General features: G+C 52.3%; 2 protein-coding genes. Both read right to left on the bottom strand.

Going from position 1 to position 390, the window contains the following annotated elements:
- The coding region (locus ACLWS4_RS37745) for a biotin carboxylase N-terminal domain-containing protein (RefSeq protein WP_416876535.1) at nucleotides 1–177 on the bottom strand (177 nt) is incomplete at its 3' end.
- 18 nt (nucleotides 178–195) lie between these two features.
- A partial coding sequence (locus ACLWS4_RS37740; protein WP_416876534.1) for an acyl-CoA dehydrogenase family protein occupies nucleotides 196–390 on the bottom strand: 195 nt, incomplete at its 5' end.

Genomic DNA, 390 nt, shown 5'->3' with positions numbered 1-390 from the left:
CTCGCGGACAAAAAGAGCCCCCGCATCCGCCTCGGAATACACCGCGACAGATTTTACACCGAGCTTTTTACACGTACGGATTACCCGCCGCGCAATCTCTCCCCTGTTGGCAATCAGAATTTTTTTAAACAAATGGCAACGCTCCTTTCCATTCGAATGCAAACTTGTGCGACGCAAGTCTTCCAATCTTCTATCCTAGCAGCCAAGCTTTCTGGCAATAACAAGCCGCTGGATTTCGGATGTGCCTTCGCCGATTTCCATCAGTTTAATGTCGCGAAGATGGCGCTCCACACCGTACTCGCGCATATAACCGGACCCGCCGTGGATCTGGATCGCCTGGTTGCAGACGCGGAATCCCATCTCCGACGCAAACAGTTTTGCATAAGCGGC

Origin of the sequence: Kitasatospora sp. SC0581 (assembly GCF_048159585.1) — a bacterium.
Lineage (GTDB): Bacteria > Actinomycetota > Actinomycetes > Streptomycetales > Streptomycetaceae > Kitasatospora.
This window is presented reverse-complemented; position numbering and strand designations above follow the sequence as displayed.